Annotated in this window: 21 protein-coding genes; 14 read left to right on the forward strand and 7 right to left on the reverse strand. The window is 72.7% G+C overall.

The window, feature by feature from the left end; all coding sequences use genetic code 11:
• Positions 1-367: 367 nt before the first annotated feature.
• Entirely contained in the window at positions 368-1,381 is a 1,014-nt protein-coding gene (locus ACZ41I_RS12885) for a hydroxyacid dehydrogenase (RefSeq protein ID WP_468322949.1), read from the forward strand.
• Positions 1,382-1,574: 193 nt separating this feature from the next.
• Here the strand turns inward: ACZ41I_RS12885 and ACZ41I_RS12890 are convergent, their stop codons facing one another.
• Both ACZ41I_RS12890 and ACZ41I_RS12895 read right to left on the reverse strand, forming a co-directional pair.
• Entirely contained in the window at positions 1,575-1,838 is a 264-nt protein-coding gene (locus tag ACZ41I_RS12890) for a hypothetical protein (protein ID WP_468514049.1), read from the reverse strand.
• Complete coding sequence (locus ACZ41I_RS12895; protein ID WP_363218540.1) at positions 1,835-2,698, reverse strand: isocitrate lyase/PEP mutase family protein; 864 nt, start codon at positions 2,696-2,698, stop codon at positions 1,835-1,837. The genes ACZ41I_RS12890 and ACZ41I_RS12895 overlap by 4 nt, the downstream gene beginning before the upstream one ends.
• A 260-nt stretch (positions 2,699-2,958) precedes the next feature.
• On the opposite strand from ACZ41I_RS12895, the gene ACZ41I_RS12900 reads away from it, so the two are divergent.
• Positions 2,959-3,591: a VOC family protein gene (locus tag ACZ41I_RS12900; RefSeq protein WP_468514050.1), complete on the forward strand. Its 633-nt coding sequence runs from the start codon at positions 2,959-2,961 to the stop codon at positions 3,589-3,591.
• Between the two features lie 63 nt (positions 3,592-3,654).
• On the opposite strand, the gene ACZ41I_RS12905 is transcribed toward ACZ41I_RS12900, so the two are convergent.
• On the reverse strand, positions 3,655-4,764 hold the full coding sequence (locus tag ACZ41I_RS12905; RefSeq protein WP_399772824.1) for a hypothetical protein: 1,110 nt from the start codon (positions 4,762-4,764) through the stop codon (positions 3,655-3,657).
• A 96-nt stretch (positions 4,765-4,860) separates the two neighbouring features.
• Here ACZ41I_RS12905 and ACZ41I_RS12910 point away from each other — a divergent pair, with 96 nt between their 5' ends.
• The gene (locus ACZ41I_RS12910; protein ID WP_399772821.1) at positions 4,861-5,262 is read left to right on the forward strand and encodes a VOC family protein; all 402 of its coding nucleotides are present in this window, start codon (positions 4,861-4,863) and stop codon (positions 5,260-5,262) included.
• Here ACZ41I_RS12910 and ACZ41I_RS12915 read toward each other — a convergent pair.
• The 3 genes from ACZ41I_RS12915 to ACZ41I_RS12925 all read right to left on the reverse strand — a co-directional run bounded on the left by ACZ41I_RS12915 (position 5,245) and on the right by ACZ41I_RS12925 (position 7,979).
• Positions 5,245-5,931 (reverse strand): helix-turn-helix domain-containing protein, encoded by a 687-nt coding sequence (locus ACZ41I_RS12915; protein WP_468514051.1) that lies wholly within the window; start codon positions 5,929-5,931, stop codon positions 5,245-5,247. The two genes, ACZ41I_RS12910 and ACZ41I_RS12915, sit on opposite strands and share 18 nt — an antisense overlap.
• 58 nt (positions 5,932-5,989) lie before the next feature.
• On the reverse strand, positions 5,990-6,841 hold the full coding sequence (locus ACZ41I_RS12920) for a VC0807 family protein (protein ID WP_468514052.1): 852 nt from the start codon (positions 6,839-6,841) through the stop codon (positions 5,990-5,992).
• A gap of 187 nt (positions 6,842-7,028) precedes the next feature.
• Positions 7,029-7,979: an AraC family transcriptional regulator gene (locus ACZ41I_RS12925; protein ID WP_468514053.1), complete on the reverse strand. Its 951-nt coding sequence runs from the start codon at positions 7,977-7,979 to the stop codon at positions 7,029-7,031.
• Positions 7,980-8,060: 81 nt separating this feature from the next.
• Here ACZ41I_RS12925 and ACZ41I_RS12930 point away from each other — a divergent pair, with 81 nt between their 5' ends.
• Positions 8,061-9,017: an SDR family oxidoreductase gene (locus ACZ41I_RS12930; protein ID WP_468514054.1), complete on the forward strand. Its 957-nt coding sequence runs from the start codon at positions 8,061-8,063 to the stop codon at positions 9,015-9,017.
• A 151-nt stretch (positions 9,018-9,168) separates the two neighbouring features.
• On the opposite strand, the gene ACZ41I_RS12935 is transcribed toward ACZ41I_RS12930, so the two are convergent.
• Positions 9,169-10,368, reverse strand: coding sequence for a YihY/virulence factor BrkB family protein (locus ACZ41I_RS12935; RefSeq protein WP_399772809.1), 1,200 nt, complete (start codon positions 10,366-10,368; stop codon positions 9,169-9,171).
• A gap of 131 nt (positions 10,369-10,499) precedes the next feature.
• Between ACZ41I_RS12935 and ACZ41I_RS12940 the strand changes: the two genes are divergently transcribed.
• The 10 genes from ACZ41I_RS12940 to cysD all read left to right on the forward strand — a co-directional run bounded on the left by ACZ41I_RS12940 (position 10,500) and on the right by cysD (position 20,459).
• The gene (locus ACZ41I_RS12940; protein ID WP_468514055.1) at positions 10,500-12,137 is read left to right on the forward strand and encodes an acyl-CoA dehydrogenase family protein; all 1,638 of its coding nucleotides are present in this window, start codon (positions 10,500-10,502) and stop codon (positions 12,135-12,137) included.
• Positions 12,138-12,477: 340 nt separating this feature from the next.
• The gene (locus ACZ41I_RS12945) at positions 12,478-13,764 is read left to right on the forward strand and encodes a GAF domain-containing protein (RefSeq protein WP_468322999.1); all 1,287 of its coding nucleotides are present in this window, start codon (positions 12,478-12,480) and stop codon (positions 13,762-13,764) included.
• Between the two features lie 175 nt (positions 13,765-13,939).
• Positions 13,940-15,274, forward strand: a complete 1,335-nt coding sequence (locus ACZ41I_RS12950; protein WP_468514056.1) for a hypothetical protein — start codon at positions 13,940-13,942, stop codon at positions 15,272-15,274.
• A 161-nt stretch (positions 15,275-15,435) separates the two neighbouring features.
• Entirely contained in the window at positions 15,436-16,008 is a 573-nt protein-coding gene (locus ACZ41I_RS12955; RefSeq protein WP_363218530.1) for a GNAT family N-acetyltransferase, read from the forward strand.
• A gap of 139 nt (positions 16,009-16,147) precedes the next feature.
• The gene (locus ACZ41I_RS12960) at positions 16,148-16,231 is read left to right on the forward strand and encodes a putative leader peptide (protein ID WP_309486338.1); all 84 of its coding nucleotides are present in this window, start codon (positions 16,148-16,150) and stop codon (positions 16,229-16,231) included.
• A gap of 125 nt (positions 16,232-16,356) precedes the next feature.
• Positions 16,357-18,057, forward strand: a complete 1,701-nt coding sequence (locus ACZ41I_RS12965; protein ID WP_363218529.1) for a nitrite/sulfite reductase — start codon at positions 16,357-16,359, stop codon at positions 18,055-18,057.
• Positions 18,054-18,245 (forward strand): hypothetical protein, encoded by a 192-nt coding sequence (locus ACZ41I_RS12970; RefSeq protein ID WP_363218528.1) that lies wholly within the window; start codon positions 18,054-18,056, stop codon positions 18,243-18,245. Before ACZ41I_RS12965 ends, ACZ41I_RS12970 begins: the two co-directional genes overlap by 4 nt.
• A complete protein-coding gene (locus ACZ41I_RS12975) occupies positions 18,242-18,955 on the forward strand; it encodes a phosphoadenylyl-sulfate reductase (RefSeq protein ID WP_363218527.1) in 714 nt (237 codons plus the stop codon). Before ACZ41I_RS12970 ends, ACZ41I_RS12975 begins: the two co-directional genes overlap by 4 nt.
• 26 nt (positions 18,956-18,981) lie before the next feature.
• Entirely contained in the window at positions 18,982-19,518 is a 537-nt protein-coding gene (cysC, locus tag ACZ41I_RS12980) for an adenylyl-sulfate kinase (protein ID WP_363218526.1), read from the forward strand.
• On the forward strand, positions 19,515-20,459 hold the full coding sequence (gene cysD / locus ACZ41I_RS12985; RefSeq protein WP_363218525.1) for a sulfate adenylyltransferase subunit CysD: 945 nt from the start codon (positions 19,515-19,517) through the stop codon (positions 20,457-20,459). Before cysC ends, cysD begins: the two co-directional genes overlap by 4 nt.
• The last annotated feature ends 1 nt before the right edge of the window (position 20,460 follow it).

Below are 20,460 nucleotides of genomic sequence, written 5' to 3' on the forward strand. Positions count from 1 at the left end.
GCCCACCAGCCCTTCGCCGCGCACTCGTGCACGCGCACTTGTGCACTGTGCAACAACAGAGCACCACAAGAGCGTCCCGTATTCCGGCGCACGGGCGCGCGGGAGGGCCGTTCGGGTTACGGAGGGGCGGTGCGTGCGGGGTCGGTCACTTGGCGGGAAGCTGTTGGCCCGCCGGCGCAGGGCGTTCCGGTAGGCGGCGGCACACCGGCTCCGCGCCCCCGCCCTGCACTGTCCGAACCGCCTGCACCACCGGGACCGCCCCGGCCAAATCGGGCCCCGCCCCCACCGATTGACCGGCCATTCCCGGCAGACATACGGTAGAACGCGCTTTCTGAAGCGTTACTACTGCCGTTTCGTCAGGAGAGTCATGCCCAGCCCCCCGCCGCCACGGGCCGTGTTCGCGATGGATCCGGTGCACCTCCCGCTGCTCTTCCCCCCGCCGCTCATGGCCCGGCTGAGGCGGACGGCCGACGTCGACCCGGCGCTCGTCGTACGGGACTTCGCCGATCCGGCGGTGGCCGGCGCCCTGGCCGGGGCCGAGGTCCTGCTCACCGGCTGGGGCTGCCCGCACCTGGACGCCGGTGTCCTCGCCGCCGCACCGAGGCTGCGTGCCGTCCTGCACGCCGCGGGCTCGGTCCGTTCGCTGGTCGGCGAGGCCGTGTGGAAACAGGGCGTCACCGTGTCCAGCGCGGTCACGGGCAACGCGCTGCCGGTGGCGGAGTACACGCTGGCGATGGTCCTGCTCCTGGGCAAGGACGCCTTCGAGCACCGTGAGCGCTACCGTCGCACCCACGCCCGGCCGACCCTCGCCGAAACCGCTTCCACCGGCAACCTCGGGCGCCGCGTCGGGGTCATCGGAGCCTCGCGTGTGGGCCGTCGACTCATGGAGCTGCTGCGGCCGTTCGACCTCACGGTCCTGCTGCACGACCCCTGTGTGAGCTCCGCCGAGGCCGCCGCCCTGGGGGCGGAACCGCTGCCGCTGGAGGAGTTGCTGCGGCACAGCGACATCGTCAGCCTGCACGCTCCCGACATCCCCGAGACCCGCCACATGCTGGACCGGGCCCGGCTCGCGCTCATCCCGGACGGGGGCGCGTTGATCAACACGGCGCGCGGTGCACTGGTCGACCAGGACGCGCTGACAAAGGAGCTGGTCTCGGGGCGCCTGCGCGCGGTCCTCGACGTCACCGAGCCCGAGCCGCTGCCCGCCGGCTCCCCGCTGTACGAGCTGCCCAACGTCTTCCTGACCCCGCACATCGCGGGTTCGCTCGGCAATGAGCTGGAGCGGCTGGGTCTGATCGTCGTGGAGGAGCTGGAGCGGCTGGCCGAGGGCGTGCCGCCGCGGCACGAGGTGCGGCACGCGGACCTGGCCCGGGTCGCCTGATGCGCGCGGCCGGGACCGTTGTCCACAGGTGTACCGCGCGCGAGCACGGCCGCGCCGCCCGGGGAGCGGCCCACCGCGTGATGCCGGCAGGGCCGACGCCCGGGCGCCGCCCTACGGGGTGCCCGGCCGTCGTCGTCAACGACCGGGCGTCGGCGATCGGTTGCCGCCGGGCGACCGGTCGTCTCCCGGTCGCTCAGTCCCAGACCTCCCTGCGCTGGTGGCCGGATCCGGCGAGCGCCTCGATCGCGTCCACGGCGCTGCCGTCGTGGTCGCTGCCTGCGGTGCCCTTGCCGGTCTGGACGTTGGCCGTGCGGTCGACCTCCAGCCAGGAGTCGGCGTGGGAGTTGTCGATCACGGTGATCAGGCTGCCGGAGGCGGCTGCCGGTGCCGCACCGGCCGCGAGCACCGCGACGGCGACCGCCGCCGCCATCCCGAGCCGGGGTACGACGCCGGTCACACGCCCACGCCCTCGGGGGTGAGCCGCTCGCGGGCGATGTTGCGTTCGAGCAGGCTGGTGGCGGCCTTCACCCCGATCCCGCTCGTCGGATCCACCTCCGGCAGCCGGCCGTCGGCCGCCTTCAGTTCGGTGAGCGCGCAGTCCATCGCCTCGTGCGCGGCGAACAGGCACGGGGTGCTGTAGATCGCGACATCGACGCCGAGGTCGGACAGTTCACCGAGGGAGAGGCGGGGGGACTTGCCGCCTGCGATCTGGTTGAACAGCAGCGGCTTGCTTCCGACGACCTCACGGATGCGCTTGATCCACTCGACGCTGCGCACGCCGTCCACCAGGACCACATCGGCGTCGGTCGCGGCCAGCCGCTCGGCGCGGTGCAGGATGTCGTGCTCGTCGGTGGCGTCCGTACGGGCGACGACGACCAGGTCTCTCCGGGTCTCGAGTACCTTGTGCAGCTTCTCCAGGTACTCCTCCAGCGGCAGCACCTGTTTGCCGTCGGCGTGGCCGCAGCGGCGGGGCCGTTTCTGATCCTCCAGGATCACCCCGGAGGCGCCGATGCGCTCCAGCCCCTCGACGACGTGGCAGGCGACCTCGGGGTCGACGTACCCGTCGTCGATGTCGACCAGCAGGTGATGGTGCGGGAACGCGCCCCGCAGCCGCTGGACGAAGGCCACCATGTCGGGCCAGGCGATGAAACCGATGTCCGGCAGCCCGTAGTACGAGGCCGCGAACCCGAAGCCCGAGACGAACATCCCGTCGTAGTGCTTGGCGGCGATCGACGCCGAGTACATGTCGTACACGCCGATCAGCGGTGTGGTCCCGGGTCCGGCGATCCGCTCGCGCAGCTTCTTACCGTAAGTCAAGGTCCGGCTCCTCCTGTGGGTGGGTGACGCGGGGCCGGATGGACCACCGCGCCTCGAAGCCCTTTGCCAAGACAAGAGCATCTCTAGATACTCACATGACCATCCACGTAAGCGAGCTTTACTCACTCCAATGGCGGAACCGGTTCACCGCAGAAACGTCACGCAGGGAGCCGTCCCGACCAGTCGCTGCTCGCTCCAGCCCCCTTGAAGCGCTCCAACCCCCTTGAGGCACAGGTGCGGTGATCGTAGCGTCGCCCGGCATGAACGCCGTTCCTCCGTTCCTGGACCATCTCGTGCTCGCCACACCCGACGTGGCGACGACGGTCGCCGACTTCGCGCGGCTGACCGGGGTGACGCCCGTGCCCGGCGGTGTGCATCCCGGCCTCGGCACGCGCAACCATCTGGTCGGACTGGGCGGGCGGAGCTATCTGGAGATCCTCGGCCCCGACCCCGGACAGCCCGAGCCCGCCGGGCCGCGGCCGTTCGGGGTCGACCTGCCGGCCGGGCCGCGCACGCTGACCTGGGCGATCAGCCCGCCCGACCTGGACACGGCGATCACGGCGGCCCGCGCGCGGGGCCACGACCCCGGTCCGGTGCGCACGATGAGCCGCCGTACGCCGGACGGCACCGTGCTGCGGTGGCGGCTGACCGACGGCGGCCGTGCGCATCCCTCCGGTCTGGTCCCGTTCCTGATCGACTGGGGCGACACCCGCCACCCGGCTGCCACGGGCCTGCCGGTCACCCCGCTGCTGGAGGTGTCCGCCACGGCGCCGGACCCTGAGGAGGTGCGCGGCGCGCTGGCCGCCCTCGGCACCGGGCTGGCGCTCACCGCGGGACCGGCCGCTCTGACCTTCACCGTGGACACCCCCGAGGGACCGGTCACCTTGGGCTGAGCGGTCACCTCCGGCTGAAGCCGGTCAGGCGCGCAGGCGGGTCGGAGGTCCGGGCGCCGGTCGCTAGAACAGACCGGGGGACCACGGCAGTTCGCAGACCCGGTCGTGGATGCGGCGCAGCCAGGGCCGGCGCACCTCGGGCAGCCGGGCGAGCGTGTGCAGGAGCAGGCTCCGGTCGAAGCCGAACGGGCGCCACGGGCGGAGCGGCAGCGGGTCGTCGCGCTGGACGTCCCGGGGCAGACCGCCGGTGACCGGCAGCCGCGACCGGTCGTGCGGGAAGGCCAGGCCCGACCAGACGCCGACCGGCAGCGGCACGGCCGGGGTGCCGCCGTCCGGCTGCCACACCTCACCGGTCTGGGGGTGCACCGGCACCAGGGCGATGCCGGGAGCGGACAGGACCGGGAGACCCGGGCCGGCCAGGGACAGCGTCCGCTGCGGCACGCCGGACGGCAGCAGGCGGGCCAGCGCGCGGCCGAACACGTCCGTGACGAGCCCGCCGGGCAGCGCCACCGGCTCACCCTCCGACGCCGCCAGCAGATGGGCCAGGGCGACGCTCGCGCCCGCCTCCCAGAGCGGGCTCCACATGCCGCCCGGTTCGACCGGAGGTGTGCTCCGCTCCCCGTGCTCCGTGAGCTCCCGGACGACGGTGTCCCAGTCGGCGGCGGGGCGAGCGGGGCCGGCGAGGCGGTGTACGGCGGCCGGGTGGAGTCTGACCGTCTGCCAGTAGCAGCAGTCGTCGATACGGGTCGCCACGGGCCGGCCGCAGTCGGCGCAGGCCAGATTGGGGCCGCCGCTGCCGTCCAGACCCAGGCAGCCGTCGCCGCACCGTTCGGGAACGAGCACCGTGCCCCGGACGTCGCCCGGCGCGAGGACCACCGAGCCCGGCGGACCGAAGGACAGGGCGGGCACCGGCGCGAACACGCCGCGGTCCGCCGCCTCCTGGGCGCCGAGGTCCTCCCACCGCCGCCAGGGCGCACCCCAGGGCTGCGGGTCGACGGCGTACGTCCCCGACTCCATCAGGGCGGGGAGCATCTCATGCCCGACGCTCTGCCGGGCCCCCACCGGCAGCGCGACCCGCGCCAGGGGAACCGTCAGCTCCGCACCGCACCCCGCACAGACGAACACGTCCCCCAACAGCCACTCCCCCACCTCGGCACCGATCAGCGGGATCATCCCGGCCGGAACGGCCGCCGGGCAACGTCTTTTCCCGGGCCTCCGGTGTCCGATTCCTTCAAGACCGGCCGGTCCGCCCCTGCCTACGGTGGCCGCATGACTGCACAATTCGCCCTGATCGGCGTGGTGACCTCCGACATGGGAGCCTCGCTCGCCTTCTACCGTCGCCTCGGACTCGCCTTCCCCGAGGGAGCCGAGGAGCAGCCGCACGTCCATGCCGAACTGCCCGGGGGACTGAACTTCGCCCTGGACACCGAGGAGACCGTCCGTTCCTTCCACCCCGGCTGGCGGCCGCCCGAGGGCGGTGGGCGCATGGGGCTCGCCTTCCGGTGCGGCTCGCCCGCCGAGGTCGACGCCCTGTACGAGGACCTGGTGGCCGCCGGATACCACGGGGAGCTGAAGCCGTGGGACGCGTTCTGGGGACAGCGGTACGCCACCGTGCACGACCCCGACGGCAACGGCGTCGACCTGTTCGCTCCGCTACCCGCCGCCGAGTAGCTCCCCGAGCGGCATACCCGTCAAGTCCCGCACCTCGCGGGCGAGGTGAGGCTGGTCGGCATACCCCGCGCGGACGGCCGTCTCGGCGTACGGCGTCCCGGAGCGGGCCAGCGCCAGCGCCCGCTGCAGGCGCAGGATGCGGGCCAGCGTCTTGGGGCCGTAGCCGAACGCGGCCAGGCTGCGGCGGTGCAACGTGCGGGTGCCGAGGCCGAGTTCCGCGGCTGTGGCGGACACCGGGCGGCCCTCGTCCAGGCGCTTCACCAGCCGGTGCAGCAGCGGGTCGGGGGCCGTGGTCCGCTCGGCCTGTTCCAGGGCGATGTCCTCCAGTGCAGTCGCCGGGTCGGGCGCCGCCTCGACGCGGTCGCGCAGCCACCGGACCCGGGTGGCGGGCCAGAGGTCGGCCAACTCGACCCGCTCATCGCGCAGTTGGTGCGCGGGCACGCCGAGCAGGGCGGGCGCGGTACCGGGGAAGAAACGGACGCCTGCCCAGCGGCGGGGCCGGCCCTCGGGGACGTGGGGGCGGGTGTCGGGGCCCGCGACCAGCAGCCGGCCCTCGCTCCACAGCAGGTCCATGCAGCCGTCGGGCAGCACGGGTTTGCCACCCGGCCCCTCCGGGGTGCTCGTCCACACGACCGCGCCGGTCAGCCGGGACGCCCGCTCCGCGTACACGGGGCCAGCCTACGTCGCCGGCGACGCTCGCCGCCGGGCGTGCGACCCGATCGCCGGCTCAACTCGGGCGCCGGACCGGGGGTGGTGGGGACGCCGGGGTGTGTATCGCGCCGTTCGCCGCAGCGTGCCGTCCCTCGGTCGAATCTCCGGCGCCGCCCCCGGTGTCGCAGGCTCCGAACAGCGGAAGACCGTGCCGGGTGCGGAAACGGCGGGCGTAGGCGGCGGTGACCGCGGCGGCCAGGGCGAGCAGCAGGAACGAGACGACGCGGCCGAGCAGCGGCACCACGTCGGTCGGCAGCGTGGCGGCGGCGAGTGTGCCGATGCCCCCGTCGAGCAGCTGCTCGACGCCCCAGACCACGGTCAGGACACGCAGGCCCCGGCGGAACTCGGCGGAGTCCTGCCACATCCTCGCCCGTATCCGGACCGCCGTGCCTCGATGCAGGCGCTGTCCCAGCTGGAAGGCCAGCGGCCTGCCGGTGAACCCGGTGCCGAGCACCCAGCCGCCGACGACGAGCGACAGCGCCGCGTCCTTGAAGAGCAGGATCCGGGTGCTGCCGCCGATCAGAGTGGTCAGCGCGGCGGCGGCCAGCAGCACGGTGACGAACAGGTCCATGCCGTCGATGCGGCGCTGCCGGACCGCGCCGGTCACCAGGCGCAGGGCGGGTGGCGCGCCGCTGAGCAGCAGGGCCGGGCCCTGTCCGGCACCGAGGGCGCGGGCCGCGTAGTAGACGAGGAGCGGCAGGGCGAGGTCGGCGGCGATCGCCGGCAGCGCGCTGCGGGCCGGCCCGCCCCTACCTGCCTTGGTGCTCGCCCGCGTACCCGCCTTCGTGCTCACCCGCGTGCTCGCCCCCGCACCGGGTTCCGTGCGTGACCGTCGCTCCCGGCTCGTCATGTCCGCAACGTCCACCATGTCGTCCGCCTCCTCGTCCCGCGCCATGTCCGCTGCCGGACAGCACCGGCCTGCGGAAAACGCTAGGTGAGGGGCCATGCAGGGTGGATCGGAGCAGGGGTGGAGAGACGGGTGGAAGATGGGTGGAACACCCCATCACCCACCGGGTGGAGAGACTGCCTCGTCGCGCCCCCTCAGCGCCGACCTCTCAGGGCCGGCCCCCGCCGCGGCCGGCCCGGTGTTCCTGCGGGCTCACGCCGTACACGCGCTTGAAGGCGGTGGAGAGGGCGAACGCTCCGCCGTAGCCGACCTGGCGGGCGATGGCGTCGAGGGTGAGGTCGCTGTCGCGCAGCCGGTCGGCGGCGAGGGCGAGCCGCCAGCCGGTCAGGTAGGACATGGGGGGTTCGCCCACGAGGCCGGTGAAACGGCGGGCGAGGGCCGCGCGGGAGACGCCGGCCTTCGTGGCGAGCGCGGCCACCGTCCACGGGTGCGCCGGGTCGTCCTGCAGCAGGCGCAGCGCGCGGCCGACGACCGGGTCGGCCAGCGCCCGGTACCAGGCGGGGGCCGCCGCCTCCGGGCGGGAGAACCAGGCCCGCAGGGCGCTGATGAGCAACAGGTCCAGGAGCCGGTCCAGGACCACCTCCTGGCCGGGTTCGTCGCGGACGATCTCCTCGGCGAGCAGGGACGTGAGCGGGCAGTCCCACACCTCGGCGGGGAGGGTCAGCAGGGGCGGCAGGGCGGCGAGCAGGCGCCCGCTGATCTCGCCGCGCATCAAGTAGGTGCCGATCAGCATCACCGTGCCCGCGTCGGGGCGGTCGCCCCAGGTGCGCACCCCGAGGTCCATGGAACCGCTCAGGGAGGTGCCGTCGGGGTAGCGGCACTCGCCGCCGGGCAGGATCAGCGCCTGCGGTGCGGTGTCCGGCCGGTCGCCACAGGTGTACGGGTCCGGGCCGCGGGCGATCGCCAGGTCTCCGGGGCCGAGCCGCACCGGCTCCCCGTCCGTGTCGGGGGTGATGCAGGCGGTGCCGCGTGCCATGACCATCACGGTCAGCGGCGCCTCGTCCTGCACGCGCACGGCCCAGGGCGGGTCGAAACAGGCCCGGATCATGAAGGCGCCGTGCGCGCGTGGACCGTCCAGCAGGCCCGCGAGTGCGTCCATGGGGGCAGCGTAGACGCACGCACATGGGGGCGAGCGGTTCGACGATGTCCCCGGGCCCGGCACGGCAGTTGACTGGCAGACATGACGCAGAAAACGCAGAACACGCAGAACACGGAGAACAAGCGGACTACGCGGATCACGAAGAGCTCCGCGCAGAGCGCACGTGAGGCGCGGACGCCGAAGAACGCGGGAGCCGCGCCGCGCACGCCGGAGGCGGAGGTGTCGACGGTGGTCGTGACCGGTGCCTCCGGCCGTACCGGCAGCCGGGTCGCGGCGGCGGCACGCGCTGCGGGCCTGACGGTCCGCGCCGCGTCCCGCACGTGGGGTTTCGATGTGCAGGACCCGTCGACCTGGGAGCCGGTGCTGCGCGGCGCCGACGCGGCCTACCTCGTCCATCCGTTCGACGTGGGCGCGCCGGATGCCCCGGCGACGGTCGGCCGGCTCGCGCGTGCGGCGGTGGGACTCGGGGTACGGCGGCTGGTGCTGCTGTCGGCCCGCGGCGAGGAGCAGGCCCTGCCGACGGAGGAGGCGCTCGCGGAGCCGGGGGCTCGGTGGACGGTCGTACGGGCCGCGTGGTTCGCGCAGAACTTCAGCGAGGGGCCACTGCTCGCGGAGCTGCGGGAGGGCGGGGAGCTGGTGTTCCCGGGCGGGGCGGTGCGGGAGCCGTTCGTCGATGTGCGGGATGTCGCCGATGTGGTGGTGGCGGCGCTGACCGGCGGCGACCGGTATGTGCGGCGGACGCTTGAGGTGTCCGGGCCGCGGTTGCTGACCTTCGGCGAGGCGGTCGCCGAGATCGCCGCGGCGGCCGGGCGGGAGCTGGCGTACCGGGCGGTGTCCCCGTGGGATTACGGTGAGCGGCTGGCCGGGTTCGGGGTGCCGCCGATGGAGGTGGAGTACCTGGTCGGGCTGTTCGCGTCCCTGCTCGACGGGCGGAACGGGCATGTCTGCGACGGCGTACGGCAGGTGCTGGGCCGGGCGCCGCGGGACTTCGCCGACTTCGCCCGGGAGGCGGCGGCGGCCGGAACCTGGACGCCCTGACACCGGCGCGGGCCGATGTCCGGAACCTGGACGGTCTGACACCAGCACAGCACGAAGCCCAGAACCCCGACGCCCCGGCACCAGCACGGAGCCGTTCACCGGTCCCGTACAGCGCCCGTGGGACCCGCAGCGGGGCTCCCGGCACGTCCCGTCACTTCTGCGGCTCCGCCGTCCCCCCCGTCCCCCCCGTCCCCCCGTCGCCGGGCTCGTGCGGATGCCGGCCGCTCGCCCTGTGGGCGTGGTGGGCGTGCTTGGCGTGGGCGCGCAGGCGGGAGGTGACGTCCTCCGGGGGCAGGAAGCGGGACCAGCGCTCGGGGAACTCGGAGGGCATGTCGGGGTCGTCGGGGTCGCTGTCGCGGGCCGACGCGGCCCAGGCGGCGTACTCGGCGGCCTGGGCCTCGCGGATCCGCTCGTTGGCCGCGCGGGCGGCGGCCGTGGCGGCGGCGGGCCAGACCCGGTCGATCGCGGCGTTCACGGCCGCGCCGACGAGGACGGCGAAGGCCGCCACACCGATCCACAGGAGTACGGCGACGGAGGCGGCCAGGGAGCCGTAGATGGTGGCGCCCTCGATGGTGTGCACGAGGTAGATCCGCAGCAGGAAGCTGCCGAGGACCCACATGGCCAGGGCGACCAGGGCGCCGGGGACGTCCTCGATCCACGGGGAGCGGACCGGCACGGAGACGTGGTACAGGGTCGTCAGGAAGGCGATGGACAGGACGATGACGACCGGCCAGTACAGGACCTGCACCACCGTCTCCGACCAGGGCACCACCCGCACCACCGCGTCGGGGCCGGCCACCATCAGCGGCAGTGCCACCGAGCCGATCAGCAGCGCCACGATGAACAGCAGGAACGACATCATCCGGGTCTTGACGATGCCCCGGACGCCGTCGAGGCCGTACATGACGGTGATGGTGTCGATGAAGACGTTCACGGCGCGGGAGCCGGACCACAGGGCGAAGACGAAGCCGATGGAGATGACGTCGGGCCGGCCGCCCTTCATCACGTCGTGCAGGATCGGCTGGGTGATCTCCTTCACGCCCTTGTCGGACAGGACCGTCCGCGAGGCGTCGAGGATGTTGGTCTCCAGGCTGCGGATGGTGTGGGCGCCGGTCCAGGTGTCGACGTAGGCGAGCAGCCCGATGAGGCAGAGCAGCAGCGGCGGCACGGACAGCAGCGTGAAGAACGCCGCCTCGGCCGCCAGGCCCAGGATGCGGTACTCCATGCAGGAGTTGACGGTGTCCTTGAGCAACAGCCAGGCGGTCCTGCGCTTGGAGACGTTCCGGTAGAGGGCTCTGGCCCGGTGGAGGCGACCGGCGGGCCGCTCGGGGGGTTCACTTGCCTGCTGCACGACCCAAAGGTATCCGCAGCACGGGACCGCCCTCATCTTCCGGGCCGGGTGACCGCATCCGGCGCGCCCGGCGGCGCCGCTGTGCCACTCTGGAGGCCATCACCGCCGCCGTCCCGGGTAGGTTCCCCATCATGGCAGGCCTCTCCACCCACACCGTGACGAACCAGCCGCCCCCGCTGATCGGCTACGACGTCTTCACCGCCGACCGGGCCCTCGTGGCGGCCGTCGAGCGGCACACCGGTCCGGACGTGCTGGACGAGGTGCGCGCGGAGCTGTCCGCGCTGGGCCGCGCGGCGGGCTCGGCGCAGGTGCAGGAGTGGGGGACGCAGGCGAACGAGCACCCGCCCCGGCTGCGCACCCACGACCGGTACGGCCACCGGATCGACGAGGTCGACTTCCACCCGGCCTGGCACCGGCTGCTCGGCAAGGGCGTCTCGGCGGGCCTGACCGGAGCCTGGATCCGGCCGTCGGGGCACGTCCGCCGGGCCGCCGGGTTCCTGGTGTGGACGCAGGCCGAGGCGGGCAACTGCTGCCCGCTGTCGATGACGCACGCGGCCGTGCCCGCGCTGCGTACCGATCCGGCGCTCGCCGCCGTGTGGGAGCCGCGGCTGACGTCCACGGTCTACGACCGGGAGCTGCGGCCCGCCGAGCAGAAGGCCGGCGTGCTTTTCGGTATGGGCATGACCGAGAAGCAGGGCGGCAGCGACGTCCGCGCGAACACCACCGGGGCCCGGCCGCTCTCCGAGGCCGGCGCGTACACGCTGACCGGGCACAAGTGGTTCTGCTCGGCGCCGATGTCGGACGCGTTCCTGGTGCTCGCCCAGGCCCCCGAGGGCCTCACCTGTTTCCTGGTGCCGCGCGTGCTGCCCGACGGCAGCCGCAACGTCTTCCTCGTCCAGCGGCTGAAGGACAAGCTGGGCAACCGTTCGAACGCCTCCGCCGAGGTGGAGTTCGCCGGCACCTGGGCCCGCCGGGTGGGTGACGAGGGCCGCGGGGTGCGGACGATCATCGAGATGGTCGCGGCGACGAGGCTGGACTGCGCGCTGGGCTCGGCGGGCCTGATGCGGCAGGCGGTGGCGCAGGCGATCCACCACTGCACCCACCGGGAGGCCTTCGGCGGCCGGCTGCTCGACAAGCCGCTGATGCGCAATGTCCTCGCCGACCTCGCGCTGGAGTCCGAGGCCGCGACCACGCTCGCACTCCGGCTCGCGGCCGCGTACGACGACGGCGGCGAGCAGGAGCGTGCCTTCCTGCGGCTGGCGGTACCGGCCGCCAAGTACTGGATCACCAAGCGCTGTGCGCCCGTCGCGGTGGAGGCCGCGGAGTGCCTGGGCGGAAACGGTTACGTCGAGGAATCGGGTCTGCCCCGGCTGGTACGGGAATCGCCGCTGAACTCCGTCTGGGAGGGCGCCGGAAACGTCCAGGCGCTGGACGTGCTCCGGGCGCTGCAGCGGGAGCCGGGCGCGCTGGACGCCTGCCTGACCGAGATCGGCCGGGCACACGGCGCCGATCACCGCCTCGACCGCGCGGTGAAGGACCTGTTCACCGAACTCGCCGACCTGAGCGACATCGAGGGCCGCGCCCGCCGCCTGGTGGAACGCCTCGCCCTGGCCCTCCAGGGCTCCCTGCTGGTCCGCTTCGCCCCACCGGAGGTAGCAGACGCTTTCTGCGCCTCACGGTTGGGCGGCGACCACGGCGCATCGTTCGGCACTCTGCCAACGAGCCTGGATCTGGAAACCGTTGTGGAACGGGCACGCCCGATTTCTTGAGACGGGCTGCGCTGTCCTCCCCCAAGGGGCGCCCACCAGGCACCCCGTGCCGCGAGAGCCGGCCAGGCCCCCGGCAGGGGTGGTGCTGCGCCGACACGGCACCACCCCCACCACCTGGGCCCGTTGAGCCCGTGGACGCGACAAGTCTCGGCCACCCTCCGACCGTCCACCAGGGTTGCAAGGGGTTGCAACTTGTCGGGGCACGTGCGCGGAGTGTGTGCCTCCGGCCTGTCCGGAACGGCAGTATGAGAGGCACAGCCGGACCGGAAACCGCTGTCCGGACGGCTTGACAACTCTGTTCGACGCCCTTTCCGGGAGGACCCCCGTGGCGAACCCGCCGATGAACGTGGCGCGCCTGGCCGCCGTGGACGCGACACAGGCGGCGCGGCTGCTGAGCGAGGTGCGCGACGCCACGCTTGCCGGCCGACGTGCGAGGGTCGCGCCCCGGCCGGTGATCGAGCAGTCCTGGGGACGGATGCTGCGCAGCGGTGTCGATCCCGACCGCGACTTCAGATCCGGTCTGCTGCCCTTGGAGGAAGTGCGGCGGCGGCGCGAGGAGTCACCGCTCAGGCATGTCCTGCCGGTGCTGCGTGAGGGTCTGCTTTCGGTCGCCGATGTGGCCCAGCACATCATGGTCGTCGCGGACGCCGACGGGCGGGTGCTGTGGCGGGAGGGAGCCCCGCCGGTGCTGCGCAAGGCGGACGGCCTCGGCTTCGAACTCGGCGCGGACTGGCGGGAAGACGTCGTCGGCACCAACGGGGTGGGCACTCCGGCGGTCGTCAGGCGGCCCGTACAGGTTTTCGCCGCCGAGCACTTCGTCCGCTCGCACACCTCGTGGACCTGCACGGGCGCGCCGATCACCGACCCCAGGGACGGGCGGCTGATCGGTGTCGTGGACGTCAGCGGTCCGCTGGAGACGATGCATCCGGCGACTCTCGCCTGGGTGGACTCGGTGGCCAAGCTGGCCGAGGCGCGGCTGCGGGAGCTGCATGTGAACGCGCTGGAGCGGCTGCGGTCGGTGGCGGCTCCGGTGCTGGCCCGGCTGGACGGGCGGGCGCTGGTGGTGGACCGGGACGGCTGGACGGCGGCCGTGTCGGGGATGCCGTACGTGCGGCGCGTCGCGCTGCCCAAGTCGCTGGTGCCGGGCCGCCGGTGGCTGCCGTCACTGGGTTCGTGCGCGGTGGAGCCGCTGGCCGGGGGCTGGTTGCTGCGGGCGGCCGAGGAACCGCTCGGCACGGCCACGCGAATCGTGCTGGACCTGGCCGGGCCGGGCCGCAGTACGCTGACGGTCTCCGGGTCCGCGGGGTCGTGGTCGCGTGAACTCAGTCCGCGGCACGCCGAGTTGCTGTATCTGCTCGCCGCCCACCGGTCCGGCCGCGGTGCGGCGGCGCTGGCCGGCGATCTGTTCGGGGATCCCTCACGCACTGTGACGGTACGGGCTGAGATGTCCCGGATCCGGCGGTATTTCGGGGAGCTTCTCCAGCACCGGCCGTATCGTTTTCGCGAGGACGCGGAGATCGAGGTGCTGCTCCCCGACGACCCATGTGACCTGCTGCCTTCCTCCACGGCACCGGCGATCACGCGGAGGCGGACGGCCGCGCGGGGCGGCGGGCCCGCGGCTCGATGAGCGTGTCTTCCACCGATGTGCGGGGTCTTCGCCCTGCGCGGGCTGTTACTGCCGTAGCATCCCCTAGGGGCCTCCCCGGTCGGCCACGGCGCCAACGTACGGATGATCAGGTGCAGTTGGACCGCCGGCGGCCGACGCGCACCGGCGGCGAAGGAGCCCTGGAAGAGGGGACGAGATGAAGCATCGCGGCAGACATCGCCGGCACAGACGGGGCGCTGCGCTGCGCGCGGTCCTGACCGGGACCGCGCTGGCGCTCACCGCGGCCGCCACTCTGATCAGCGTCTCCCAGGCGGACGTCACCGACAGCCCCGGAGCGCTCAGGCCGCTCTCCTCCCCCACTCAGACCGGCGGGCTGCGGCTCCAGGAGCGGCTGGTGCCCGCCCGCGCACTGAACCGGCTCTCCGCCGCGATGGGCGCTCCGGTGGGGGTGGACGCCGTCCTGGCGAGCGCCGACCACAGGATGCGTGAGTCCGCCGACTGCTCCTCCGCCGACCGCGCGTCCCTGCCCGTCGCCCCGGCCGCCACGCGCTCCTACTGCTGGGACCCTGCCGACTCTGCCGGCACGGCCTGGCGGCCGGCGTCGGTGACCACCTCCGGGGACGCGGACGACGACGGTGTCTGGGGCGCCCACCGGGTCGTCCTCGCCGGCTGGACCCACAGCGCGGCCACCGACCGAACCGACGAGCGGGGTCTGGCCAGGGTCGCGTTCGTGAACGCCGACGACCCCGCCCGGCTCGCCTACCGCTGGGTGCTGCTGGTGGTGCCGGTCGACGGCGGCCGTGACTACCGGGGGCTCGACTCCGCGATCTCCGGGATGGTCTGGTATCAGGACAAGCTGCTGGTCACCGCCAGGACCGGCAGCGCCGAGGCACTGTACGTCTACGACCTCGGCCGGATCCAGCGCACCAGCGTGGACGGGCCCGCGATCGGCCGGGTGCCCGGCGGCTGGTCCGCCGACGGCTACCGGTATGTGATGCCCGCGGTCGGCTCGTACCACTTCGTCGCGGGCCGCTGCGCCCGCTCCGGGCCGCCCTGTCCCGGAGCGCTCGCCCTCGACCGGGGCACGGTGCCCGACAGCCTGGTCGCCGCGGAGTGGACCGCGCCGGACGGGGACCGGAACGCGCGGCTGTGGCGGTACGCGTTCAGCACGGATCCCGCGCGCGGCGGCCTGCTCGCCGCGGATGCCGCGGGGCGGGTGCAGGCGGTGGAGGCGTACCGGACGCGGGCGGCCGGGATCCGGGGCGTGCTGTCGTACCGGCAGCCCGGGGCGGAACAGCCGTCCTGGTATGTGGGACATCTGCCCGGCTCAGGGGACGGGCACGGCGGCCTGTGGCGGCAGGACTCCAGGGGAGCGAAGGCCGCGCACTGCGGCGCGGACGCCTCACACCGCTGCTGGGCGCAGTCGGCCGGGTCGCTGTCCTACTGGCAGGAGACCGGCGAGGTGTGGTCCCTGTCGGACCGCATGCTCTTCGCCATACCTCTGCCAGACCTTGACCGCGCCCTGAGCTGACCGGACCGTCGCCGACCGGGTCCGGCCACCGGACCGCCCCGGCCACCGCTTTGCCGGTTCAGCCGCCCCGGCCTCCGCTGAGCCGGGACGGCCGCCGCGGCCGGCCCGGGCCCGGGCCGGCCGATCGACAGACCGGCTGTCGGGATGATTCCCTGGCCCGCATGAGCAGTGTTCCTGTCACCACGTGGTCCCTGGCGCAGACCTCGCCGGACGATCTGCTGGCCGCCGCCGCGCCCGAGGGCGACGTCCGGGTCGTCCGTGCCGAGGTGCCCTCCCCCGAGTTCAGCCGCTTCCTGTACACGTCGGTCGGTGGCGACCTGCGCTGGACCGACCGGCTGGGGTGGACGTACGCCCGGTGGCAGGAGCATCTGGACCGGCCCGGCGTGGAGACCTGGGTGGCCTACGACCGGGAAACCCCGGCCGGCTTCGTGGAACTGGACCCGCAGGACGAAGGTGTCGTCGAGATCGTCTACTTCGGTCTGCTGCCTGCCTTCCGGGGCCGGCGCATCGGCGGGCATCTGCTGTCGTACGGAACGGCCCGCGCCTGGGACCTGGCCGAGCGGTGGCCGCAGCGGACGCCGACGAAGCGGGTGTGGCTGCACACGTGCAGTCTCGACGGCGAGTTCGCCATGGACAACTACCTGCGGCGCGGCTTCAAGCTGTTCGACACCAAGGTCGAGCTGGAGCCCGACGTGGCGGCGCCGGGGCCGTGGCCCGGGGCGCACCCCGCCTGATAGCCCGTCCGACCTGGCGGGACAAGCCCTCCCGCAGCGTATGTGAGCGACGACACCCTTGTTCCACATTCCGGGACAAGGGTGTCCGCATCTTGGATAAAGCTGGACTGTGTCCAGATCGCCGTGACACGCTTCCGTCATGTCTGGAACTGGAATTGCCTTGGTGAGTCGGCGGCACGTCGACCTCGGCCGCATGTCCAGCGCCATCTGTCCGGCGAGCTGAGCCCCCAGCACCGCCGCGAACCCCCGTACCTGATTCTCCTTGCGCAAGGACGCGCACGCCTGCCCGCGTGCGCGCATCTGTGCAGGTCAGAGCTGATTCCCACCGGTCCCGAAGGACGTAGAACCATGGCCGCCACTCCACCGAACCCCGCCGCCTCCGCGCCCCGCCGCAAGGTGAGCCGTCACCGTGGTGAGGGTCAGTGGGCCGTGGGGCACTTCACCCCGCTCAACGGCAACGAGCAGGTCAAGAAGGACGATGACGGTCTCAATGTGCGGACACGCATTGAGACGATCTACTCCAAGCGCGGCTTCGACTCGATCGACCCCAGCGACCTGCGCGGCCGGATGCGCTGGTGGGGGCTGTACACCCAGCGCAAGCCCGGGATCGACGGCGGCAAGACCGCGGTCCTGGAGCCGGAGGAGCTGGACGACCGCTACTTCATGCTGCGGGTCCGCATCGACGGCGGTGCGCTCACCACACAGCAGCTGCGGGTCATCGGCGAGATCTCCCAGGAGTTCGCGCGCGGCACCGCGGACATCACCGACCGGCAGAACGTCCAGTACCACTGGATCCGGATCGAGGACGTGCCCGAGATCTGGGACCGGCTGGAAGGCGTCGGCCTGTCGACCGTCACCGCCTGCGGTGACACCCCGCGTGTGATGATCGGCTCTCCGGTGGCGGGCATCGCCGAGGACGAGATCATCGACGGCACACCGGCGCTGGAGGAGATGAAGCGCCGCGTCCTGAACAACAAGGCGTACTCGAACCTCCCGCGCAAGTTCAAGACGGCCATCTCGGGTTCGCCGCTGCTGGACGTGGTGCACGAGATCAACGACGTGGCGTTCGTCGGCGTACGGCACCCCGAGCACGGGCCGGGCTTCGACGTGTGGGTGGGCGGCGGCCTGTCCACCAACCCCAAGCTGGGCGTGCGGCTCGGCGCCTGGGTGCCGATCGACGAGGTCCCGGACGTCTACGAGGGCGTCGTCTCGATCTTCCGTGACTACGGCTACCGCCGGCTGCGCAACCGCGCCCGGCTGAAGTTCCTCGTCGCCGACTGGGGCGCGGAGAAGTTCCGGCAGGTGCTGGAGGACGAGTACCTGGGCGGACGCAAGCTGATCGACGGGCCCGCCCCCGAGCAGCCGGTCCAGCAGTGGCGCGACCACATCGGTGTGCACCGGCAGAAGGACGGCCGGTTCTACGTCGGTTTCGCGCCGCGCGTCGGCCGCGTCGACGGCGCCACGCTGACGAAGATCGCCGATCTCGCGGAGGCGCACGGCTCGGGCCGGGTGCGGACCACCGTCGAGCAGAAGATGATCGTCCTCGACGTCGAGCAGGACAAGGTCGACTCGCTGGTCGAGGGGCTGGAGGCGCTGGACCTCACCGCCCGGCCGTCCTCCTTCCGGCGCGGCACCATGGCCTGCACCGGCATCGAGTTCTGCAAGCTCGCGATCGTCGAGACCAAGCAGCGCGGCGCCACGCTGATCGACGAACTGGAGCGCCGCCTGCCGGACTTCGACGAGCCGATCACCATCAACCTCAACGGCTGCCCCAACGCCTGCGCCCGTATCCAGGTCGCGGACATCGGTCTCAAGGGCCAGCTGGTCCTCGACGACCGGGGCGAGCAGGTCGAGGGCTACCAGGTGCACCTCGGCGGCGCGCTCGGCCTGGAGCCGGGCTTCGGCCGCAAGGTGCGCGGTCTGAAGGTCACCGCGGACGAACTGCCCGACTACATCGAGCGGGTGCTCAAGCGGTTCCAGGCGGAGCGCGAGGACGGCGAGCGGTTCGCCGCCTGGGCTTCTCGCGCTTCAGAGGAGGCACTGTCGTGAGCGAGCGGGCCGCACCTTTCTACTGCCCCTACTGCGGCGACGAGGACCTCCGGCCGAGCGAGGCTCTGGAAGGCGGCCACGGCGCCTGGGAATGCGCGGCATGCAACCGCGCCTTCCAGCTGAAGTTCCTCGGGCTGCTCGCCCGGGGCCTTCAGCGAGCCGACAACGGAGGGGACGAGCGGATATGACGACGGCTGAGGAACAGCAGCGTACGGCCGGGGAGTTGAAGGCGCTCGCCGAGCAGGCGGGCCGTGACCTGGAGGACGCCTCCGCGCTGGAGATCCTGCAGTGGGCGGTCGACACCTTCGGCGCGAAGTTCTGCGTCACCTCGTCCATGGAGGACGCCGTGGTCGCCCATCTCGCCTCGCGCGTGCTCAAGGGCGTGGACGTCGTCTTCCTCGACACCGGCTACCACTTCCCGGAGACCATCGGGACCCGCGACGCCGTCGAGGCCGTGATGGACGTCAACGTCATCACCCTCACGCCGAAGCAGACGGTCGCCGAACAGGACGCGGAGTACGGCCCGAAGCTGCACGACCGCGACCCGGACCTGTGCTGCAGGTTGCGCAAGGTACAGCCCCTGGAAGAGGGGCTGAAGGGCTACCAGGCGTGGGCGACGGGCCTGCGCCGCGACGAGTCCCCGACCCGGGCGAACACCCCGGTCGTCGGCTGGGACGAGAAGCGGCAGAAGGTCAAGGTCTCCCCGATCGCCCGCTGGACCCAGGACGACGTGGATGCCTACGTCGCCGAACACGGCGTCCTCACCAACCCGTTGCTCATGGACGGCTACGCCTCGATCGGCTGCGCCCCGTGCACACGCAGGGTCCTGGAGGGCGAGGACGCGCGCGCCGGCCGCTGGGCCGGGCGGGCCAAGACCGAGTGCGGGCTGCACGGATGACGACCGATCAGATTCAGGAGAACGACGTGACCACCGGAGCCACCGTCTGGCTCACGGGTCTGCCGAGCGCCGGCAAGACCACCATCGCGTACGAGCTGGCGGGCCGGCTGCGCGCCGAGGGCCACCGCGTCGAGGTGCTCGACGGCGACGAGATCCGCGAGTTCATCTCGGCGGGCCTCGGCTTTTCGCGCGAGGACCGGCACACCAACGTGCAGCGCATCGGCTTCGTCGCCGAACTGCTGGCCCGCAACGGGGTCAAGGCGCTGGTACCGGTGATCGCGCCGTACGCGGACAGCCGGGACGCGGTGCGGAAGCGGCACGCGGAGAACGGGACGTCGTACCTGGAGATCCATGTCGCGACCCCCGTCGAGGTCTGCAGCGTGCGCGATGTGAAGGGGCTGTACGCCAAGCAGGCCGCGGGCGACCTCAAGGGGCTCACCGGGGTCGACGACCCGTACGAGGAGCCCGAGACGCCGGATCTGCGGATCGAGTCGCAGCACCAGACCGTGCAGGAGTCCGCGGCGTCGGTGTACGCCCTGCTGAGTGAGAGGGGACTGGCATGACGACCGTCGCCAAGGCCGCGACGGGCGGCGAGGGCACGGAGAGCCCGTACGCCCTGTCGCACCTGGACGCGCTGGAGTCCGAGGCGGTGCACATCTTCCGCGAGGTGGCGGGCGAGTTCGAGAACCCGGTGATCCTGTTCTCCGGCGGCAAGGACTCGATCGTCATGCTGCACCTGGCGCTGAAGGCCTTCGCCCCGGCTGCCGTGCCGTTCTCGCTGCTTCATGTGGACACGGGACACAACTTCCCGGAGGTCCTTGAGTACCGGGACCGTGTGGTCGCCGCACATGGGCTGCGCCTCCATGTGGCGTCCGTCCAGGACTACATCGACCGGGGTGTGCTCAAGGAACGTCCCGACGGCACCCGTAACCCGCTGCAGACCCTTCCCCTGACGGAGAAGATCCAGAGCGAGCGGTTCGACGCGGTCTTCGGCGGCGGCCGCCGGGACGAGGAGAAGGCCCGCGCCAAGGAGCGGGTGTTCTCGCTGCGCGACGAGTTCTCCCAGTGGGACCCGCGCCGCCAGCGCCCCGAGCTGTGGAACCTGTACAACGGCCGGCACGCCCCCGGCGAGCACGTCCGGGTCTTCCCGCTGTCCAACTGGACCGAGCTGGACGTGTGGCAGTACATCGACCGTGAGGGCATCGAGCTGCCGCAGATCTACTTCGCGCACGAGCGCGAGGTGTTCCAGCGGGGCGGCATGTGGCTGACGGCCGGCGAGTGGGGCGGGCCCAAGGACGGCGAGCGTGTCGAGAAGCGGCTCGTGCGCTACCGCACGGTCGGTGACATGTCCTGCACGGGCGCCGTCGACTCCGACGCCACCACGCTGGACGCCGTGATCGCCGAGATCGCCGCCTCCCGGCTCACCGAGCGCGGTGCGACCCGCGCCGACGACAAGCTGTCCGAGGCCGCGATGGAAGACCGCAAGCGCGAGGGGTACTTCTAAG

The organism is Streptomyces sp. NPDC030799 (assembly GCF_055572255.1).